Below are 6,808 nucleotides of genomic sequence, written 5' to 3'. Positions count from 1 at the left end.
CGGAGCCCCTGGCGGGCGCGGTACACGATGTCGTGGTGGTGGAACGCGAGCACGGCGAGCAGCACGAAGATGAACGGCGGCCGAACGCCCTGTGCGAACCCCAGGACAGCGAGGTAACCATACTCGAGCCGGCGTCGGGCTCGGCGCGGGGGGCGCGGGCGCGGCGGGCGCCTTCGAGGGCGTCGGCGTGGGCTTGGGTGTCGGCGTCGGCCTGGCCGGCGGAGGCGTCGGGGTCGGGGTCGGGGTGGGATGGGGATGGTGGTGGTGCGGCGGCCGGGGACAGTGGACGCCGCCGCCGACGATCACGCGGACGCCGCCGTCGCCCACGCCGACGTAGGCGACGCCGTCCAGGCACACGATCACCCGCGGATGAGGATGCGGATGCGGCCAGGGACGCGGGTGCGGGACGGGCGGCGGAGGCGGCGCGGCGGACGCGGCCAGCGGCGCGAACGGCGCGACCGCGAGCACCCCGGCCACGGCGAGGGCGCGCCGCGCGCCCGGCCGGATCCACCCCGGCCGCAGGACCGCCCGCCACCGGCCGCGCGGTGACGCGCGCCGGGCCGGACGCGGCGCGGGGCCGGGCGGGGACGGGTTCGTCGAGGGCGGCACGGTCAGCCGCCCGCGCCGATGCGCGCGATCTCGGCGAGCGCGGAGGCGAACGCGGTGGGCTGGACGGCCAGCGCCCCGGCGAACACGTGGGAGATGTCGATGGCCAGCCACACGCCGACGCCGAGGAGCCCGGCCATGATGCCGAGCGGGACGAGCGTCCACCCGCGGGGCCGCGCGCCCGACAGGAACGGCAGCAGCACCACGACGAGGCCGGTCGCGATCGTGATGACCAGGAGCCAGCCGGGCGGGCTGCTGCGCGCGTCCATGCCGCGCTGGTGCCGGGCGGTGGAGATCTGCGCGATCTGGTCCAGCAGGGCGGTGCGGGCGTCGCTCTGCTCGTCGCCCTTGTCGGTGGGCAGCGCGATGGCGCGGCGGCGCAGGCCGTCCAGGGCGGAGTCCCCGGCGGGGTCCATGCGGCCGTCGCGCATGCGGGGCCACTCGCGGTCGCGGACGAAGCGGGCGTAGCCGGTGAGCGCGTCGCGCAGCGGCGCGCCCTCGGCGGCGGGCAGCCGGGTGGTGGTCCAGGTCGCCTCGACGATGGCCTGGCTCTCGGTGAACGTGTTGAGGCGCGCGGCGTCGGTGGTCGTCCACGGGACGACGATCGCGATCGCGAACGCGGCGAGGAACAGCGCCGACAGCATGGATCCGGCGTGGGCGTTGGTGGGGCCGTCGGCGGCGGCGTCCTCGTCGCCGAGCCGCATCCTGCGCGCCAGGCGGCCGGCCAGCAGCACGACCGCCACGGCGCAGAGCGCGGCGAGGAGATAGACGGGCATGACCCTCTCTTCCGGGGGTGAAGGTGCCGGGAAACCGACACAAGGGTTAACCGAGGGTTACTATAGTTTCACCATCCGTCGCGGCGCTGCCTTTTGCGGTGGCGCGTTCCGGCCGTCTCGCCCGCGCCGATTTCGGTGCGCCGCGATCCGCGCCGCGACCTGCGCGGACGGGTCCGCGCAGGTCGCGCGCGGTGGTTGACAAGGCCGGTGAACCGGATAGTTTTGCTCGGGTCCAGCACGGACTCACCGATCGGCCGCTCACGACGCCGCCCACCCCGCGCCAACGAGCCAGGTGCGGGCTCCGGGGCCTTCTGGGTGGAGCCGCCCGATCGCGCGGGGGTTGGACCCGGGAAGGACCCGCGGCATCCAGTAGAAAACGGATCCTCGTTCTCACCGCCTGTGAGGCGTGTCCGGCCCGACGGATGCCACGGGTCCTCTTCCGTGCCCCGCGCGAATTCCGCCTGCCTCCTGCGCGAACGCCCGGTCCCGGTCGTGGGGCGGGCGCGTCCCCGGTAGCGTTCCCGCAGAGCGACAGGAAGGACGCGCGGTGACGCAGGACACCCTCGCGGGCAGCCCCCCCGACGCCGGGCCGCCGCCCCCGGCCCGCCCCGGCCGGTGGGCGCGCCGGTGGGCGGGGCTGCGCCGCGGCGGGCGCGCCGGCTGGCCCCGCACCCTGGCCGCCGCCGCGGCCGGGCCGCTGCTGTTCGCGGCGTTCCCCCCGGCGGGGTGGACGGTGACGGCGCCGGTCGCGGTCGCCGTCCTGGTCCTCGCGGTGCGGGGGCTGCGGGCGCGGACGGCGGCGTGGCTCGGGTTCCTGTCGGGTGCGGCGTTCTTCCTGCCCGTCCTCACCGGCATCGCGCGGGTCGGCGCGGACGGGTGGGTCGCGCTCAGCCTCGTCCAGGCCCTGTACTTCGCGCCGATGACGGCCGGGTTCGCGGCCGTGGGACGGCTGCGCGGATGGCCGGTGTGGACGGCGGCGCTGTGGGTCGCGCAGGAACTGGTGCGCGGCAGCGTCCCGTTCGGCGGGTTCCCGTGGGCGCGGCTGGCGTTCAGCCAGACCGGCACGCCCCTCACCCCGTACGCGGCGGTCGGCGGCGCGCCGCTGGTCACGTTCGCGACCGCCCTGGTGGGCGGGCTGCTGGCCGCCGCCGCGCTCGGCGTCGCCGCCGCGCGGAAGCCCGGCCGCCGCCGGAACGCGCTGCTCGGCGTCGCCGCCGCGCTCGCGGCCGTCGCGGCGCTCGGCGCGGCGGCGCGCGCGGTCCCGGTCCCGACCGGCGGACGGCCCGTGACGGTCGCGGTGGTCCAGGGCAACGTCCCGCGCCTCGGCCTGGACTTCGAGGGGCAGCGCAAGGCCGTCCTCACCAACCACGTCAACCGCACCCACGAACTCGCCGCCCGCATCCGCGAGGGGAAGGTCGCGCGGCCGAGCCTGGTGGTGTGGCCCGAGAACGCCAGCGACCTGGACCCCTACGCCGAGACCGACGCGTACGCGGCGATCGACGAGGCCGTCAAGGACGTCGGGGTGCCGGTGCTGGTCGGCGCGCTCGTCGACAGCTCCGACGGCACCCAGGTCGAGAACCGCGGCATCGTGTGGGACCCCGTCACCGGGCCCGGCGACTACTACGTGAAACGCCACCCCGTCCCGTTCGGGGAGTACATCCCGTTCCGTCCGCTGCTGACGAAGCTGATCACCCGGTTCGACCGCGTCCCCCGCGACTTCGCGCACGGCAAGCGGTCGGGCGTGATGCGGCTCGGCCCCGTCACCATCGGCGACGTGATCTGCTTCGAGGTCGCCTACGACCGGGAGGTGCGCGACGTCGCGCGCGGGCAGATGCTCGTCGTGCAGACCAACAACGCCACCTACGGCCGCACGAGCCTTCCCCCGCAGCAGATCGCCATGTCGCGGCTGCGCGCGGTCGAGCATGGCCGTACGATCTTGGTGGCGGCGACGAGCGGCATCAGCGCGATCGTGGCTCCCGACGGGCGGATCGTGTCGCGGTCGCGGGAGTTCACGCCCGACGTCCAGGTCGCGACGATGCCCGCGCGCACCGGGCGCACGCTCGCCGACCGGCTCGGCGCGCTTCCGGAGGACGCGCTCGCCGCCGTCGCCGTGCTGGCCGTGGGGGCGGCCGCCGTCGCGGCGCGCGGGCGACGAGACAACGAGGGGAACTGACACGCGATGGAGACTGCGGCGCACGGGACGCCGGACCTGGGCAGGGTCCTGGTGATCATCCCGACCTACGACGAACGGGAGAACATCGAGTCCATCGTGGGCCGCGTCCGGGCGGCCGTCCCGCACGTCGACGTCCTCGTCGTGGACGACAACAGCCCCGACGGCACCGGTGACCTCGCCGACGCCCTCGCCGACGGCGACGACCACGTGAAGGTCCTGCACCGCACCGCCAAGGACGGCCTGGGCGCCGCCTACATCGCCGGGTTCGGGTGGGCCGCCGAGCACGGCTACGACGTCATGGTCGAGATGGACGCCGACGGCTCCCACCAGCCCGAGGAGCTCCCGCGGCTGCTCGGCGCCCTGCGCGACGCCGACCTCGTCATCGGGTCGCGGTGGGTGCCGGGCGGGAAGGTCGTGAACTGGCCGCGCCGCCGCGAGGTCCTGTCGCGCGGCGCGAACGTCTACGCGCGGCTGGTACTGAGCGTGCCCGTCCACGACGCGACCGGCGGGTTCCGCGCGTTCCGCGCCGCGACCCTGGACAAGATCGGGCTGGAGGGCGTCGCGTCGCGCGGCTACTGCTTCCAGATCGACCTGGCGCTGCGGACGCTGCGGCAGGGCCTGCGCGTCGTGGAGGTCCCGATCACCTTCCACGAGCGGGTCCACGGGCAGAGCAAGATGAGCGGCGACGTCATCGTGGAAGCGGCGTGGCGGGTCGCGCGGTGGGGCGTGGAGGCCCGCGCCGAGCGCTTCCGCCGCTGACCGCCGGCCGCCGGAAACGTTCCGGGGGCCCGCCGCGTTGAAAGCGGTGTGAAGGGGACGCGTCCCGGCCGGGCCGCGTCCCGCGCCGACCGCCCGAGGCTGGAGCCATGCCGTCCCGTCCCGTTCTCGCCGCGATCCTGCTGCTCCCGGTCGCCGAGGTCCTCGCCGTCGCCGGCGCGGCCCACCTGATCGGGGGCTGGTGGACGTTCGCGCTGCTGCTGGCCTCCGCCGCGCTCGGCGGCTGGATCGTGCGCCGCGCGGGCCGCCGCGCCTGGCGGGCGCTGCAGGACGCCGCCCGCACCGGCACGGTCCCCGACCGGGAGGTCGGCGACGCCGCCCTGGTCATGACGGGCGGGCTGCTGCTGCTCACGCCGGGGTTCGTCAGCGACGTCCTTGGCGCGCTGGTCGTGCTGCCGTTGACGCGCCCGCTGGTGCGGCGCGCGTTCCTGTCCTGGGCGTCGCGCCGCGCCGCCACCCTTCCGCGCCCCGCGCCGTTCGGCGGCGCGTTCCCGCCCGGCTTCGGCCCGTCCGCCCCCGGAGACGCGCCGCGCGGCCCGGTGGTGCGCGGCGAGGTCGTCCGCGACGACCCGCCCCCGGACGGCACAAACGGCCTCCCCGTCCGCCCCTGACCCACCCGGCCCGCCACCGCGCCCCCTCCACGCGTGCGCGCCCCCTCTGCACGCCCGTATAAGGCCGGGCGCGCCTGCTTTCGCTCCTCGCCCCGGCTCGCCCTCGCGCGGCATCACGCGTGCTCGCCCGGCCCGTCCGTCCGTCCCGCCGCCGCGCGGCCATGGCGGGAAAGGTGGCCATGGCAGGAAGGGCGGGAAGGCGCCGCCCGCGCCCTGCCGCCCTGGCCGCGCGGCGGCGTGCCCTGCCCACCCGGCCTGGCCACTCGGCTGCCCTTCGCCTGGAAGGCCGCGCCGGCCGCAGCCGACGCGCGTCCGCACGTGCGCGGCACGGCTGCCCCGCCGTCCGTTCGTCCGGCGGGCGCGCCCGCCTGCCGGGGCGCACATGCGGCGTCCACCTCGCACGCACGTCTGCTCGTGCGAGACGGTGCCGGGCGCAGGGCCGGCACCATCGGGCCGGGCGTTGCGGCCACAACCGGCCGCTCGCCCGCGCTCAACGTCCCGGCGTGTGCCGCGCACGGCGCGCCCGGCACGATGTCCGCCGCGCGGTCGAAGGCGCCGCGTAGGTGGGGGCGTGCGGTGGGTCGACGGGGCGTGGGTGGGGGATGGGGGTGGGCGTGCGTCGGGGTCCGCACCGTGTGGTGCGGACCCCGATGTCGCGTTCGTGCGGGTCAGGCGCTCTTGCGGCGGCCTGCCCGCAGGATCGCCAGGCGCTCGGCGAGGACTTCCTCCAGGTCCTCGACGGTGCGGCGTTCCATCAGCATGTCCCAGTGGGTTCGGGCGGGCTTGCCCTTCTTGGCCTGGGGCAGTTCCCCGTCCACCCGGAGAGCGGTCGCGCCGCAGCTCCGGCATTCCCATGTCATGGGCACCTCGGCCTCGGCGGCGAGCGTCACGGTGAACCGGTGGCCCTTGCCGCAGGTGTAGTCCACCTCCTGGCGCGGGGCCAGGTCGGTGTTGCGATCGTTCTCGTAGCTCGTCGCTCCGAGTCGGGTGCCGCGAAGTGCGCGCTCGGCCATCGTCACGTGCCTCCCAGACGGCTTGCGGTGTCGTCCATGCCAACGCTGGATCCGGTCACAAGATTCCCGTCCGGAGGCCGTTCCAACCCTGCCGTTTGCGGACTCGGAGACGAGGTGTCCGGTTTCGGGCGCCCGGTTCGCGGCACTCGTCCGGCTGGGCCGCCCGTCGCGGATCGCGGTCAGGGGCGGGCGGGGACGGTCAGGTCCCGACCCGGTCGGTGGTGTCGACGACGTGGTCGACGAACCCGTACTCGCGGGCCTGGTCGGCGGTGAACCAGCGGTCGCGCTCCCCGTCGGCCTCGACGCGCTCCAGCGGCTGCCCGGTGTGGAACGCGGTCCGCTCGGCGAGGACGCGGCGCAGGTAGCGGGCCTGCTCGGCCTGGATCCGGACGTCGGAGGCGGTCCCGCCGATGCCGCCGTGCGGCTGGTGCATCATCACGCGGGTGTGCCGCAGCGCGTACCGCTTCCCGGGCGCGCCCGCGCACAGCAGCATCTGGCCCATCGACGCGGCCAGCCCGAGGCCGACGGTGGCGATGTCGTTGGGCACGAACTGCATGACGTCGTAGATGGCCAGGCCGGCGTCCACGACGCCGCCGGGGGAGTTGACGTAGAGGGTGATGTCGCGGTCGGGGTCGTCGGCGGCCAGCAGCAGGAGCTGCGCGCCGACGCGGTTGGCGACGCGGTCGTCGACCTCCTGGCCGAGGAACACGATCCGCCGCTCCAGCAGCCGCTGGAAGATCGGCTCGTCGCCGCGCGGCGGGGCCTCGGCGGGCGCGGCGGTGCGGGCGGTGAACAGCGGCGGGCGGTCCCCGTCGGGACGGTGCATGCGATGCCTCCCATGAACTGTACGTT

Annotated in this window: 6 protein-coding genes; 3 read left to right on the top strand and 3 right to left on the bottom strand. The window is 76.0% G+C overall.

Annotation, left to right across the window (positions count from 1 at the left end; genetic code table 11):
* Nucleotides 1-611: 611 nt before the first annotated feature.
* Nucleotides 612-1,382, bottom strand: coding sequence for a bestrophin-like domain (locus BTM25_RS28005; RefSeq protein WP_103566544.1), 771 nt, complete (start codon nt 1,380-1,382; stop codon nt 612-614).
* A gap of 547 nt (nt 1,383-1,929) precedes the next feature.
* Here BTM25_RS28005 and lnt point away from each other — a divergent pair.
* The 3 genes from lnt to BTM25_RS27990 all read left to right on the top strand — a co-directional run bounded on the left by lnt (nt 1,930) and on the right by BTM25_RS27990 (nt 4,943).
* A complete protein-coding gene (lnt, locus tag BTM25_RS28000; protein WP_103566542.1) occupies nt 1,930-3,555 on the top strand; it encodes an apolipoprotein N-acyltransferase in 1,626 nt (541 codons plus the stop codon).
* Between the two features lie 6 nt (nt 3,556-3,561).
* Nucleotides 3,562-4,314 (top strand): polyprenol monophosphomannose synthase, encoded by a 753-nt coding sequence (locus BTM25_RS27995; protein WP_103566540.1) that lies wholly within the window; start codon nt 3,562-3,564, stop codon nt 4,312-4,314.
* 107 nt (nt 4,315-4,421) lie between these two features.
* Nucleotides 4,422-4,943: an FxsA family protein gene (locus tag BTM25_RS27990; RefSeq protein ID WP_103566537.1), complete on the top strand. Its 522-nt coding sequence runs from the start codon at nt 4,422-4,424 to the stop codon at nt 4,941-4,943.
* A 668-nt stretch (nt 4,944-5,611) separates the two neighbouring features.
* On the opposite strand, the gene BTM25_RS27985 is transcribed toward BTM25_RS27990, so the two are convergent.
* A complete protein-coding gene (locus tag BTM25_RS27985; RefSeq protein WP_103566595.1) occupies nt 5,612-5,956 on the bottom strand; it encodes an RNA polymerase-binding protein RbpA in 345 nt (114 codons plus the stop codon).
* A 199-nt stretch (nt 5,957-6,155) separates the two neighbouring features.
* Nucleotides 6,156-6,782, bottom strand: a complete 627-nt coding sequence (locus BTM25_RS27980) for a ClpP family protease (protein WP_103566535.1) — start codon at nt 6,780-6,782, stop codon at nt 6,156-6,158.
* Nucleotides 6,783-6,808 lie beyond the last annotated feature (26 nt).

The organism is Actinomadura rubteroloni, assembly GCF_002911665.1.
Classification (GTDB): domain Bacteria; phylum Actinomycetota; class Actinomycetes; order Streptosporangiales; family Streptosporangiaceae; genus Spirillospora; species Spirillospora rubteroloni.
The sequence above is the reverse complement of the archived record's forward strand: the minus strand, read 5'-3'. Positions and strand labels throughout refer to the sequence as shown.

Bases quoted from the DNA above. Each gene is read 5' to 3' on its own strand.
- BTM25_RS28005 (WP_103566544.1), bottom strand. From the start codon at position 1,382: ATGCCCGTCTATCTCCTCGCCGCGCTCTGCGCCGTGGCGGTCGTGCTG.
- BTM25_RS27995 (WP_103566540.1), top strand. From the start codon at position 3,562: ATGGAGACTGCGGCGCACGGGACGCCGGACCTGGGCAGGGTCCTGGTG.
- BTM25_RS27990 (WP_103566537.1), top strand. From the start codon at position 4,422: ATGCCGTCCCGTCCCGTTCTCGCCGCGATCCTGCTGCTCCCGGTCGCC.
- BTM25_RS27985 (WP_103566595.1), bottom strand. From the start codon at position 5,956: ATGGCCGAGCGCGCACTTCGCGGCACCCGACTCGGAGCGACGAGCTAC.
- BTM25_RS27980 (WP_103566535.1), bottom strand. From the start codon at position 6,782: ATGCACCGTCCCGACGGGGACCGCCCGCCGCTGTTCACCGCCCGCACC.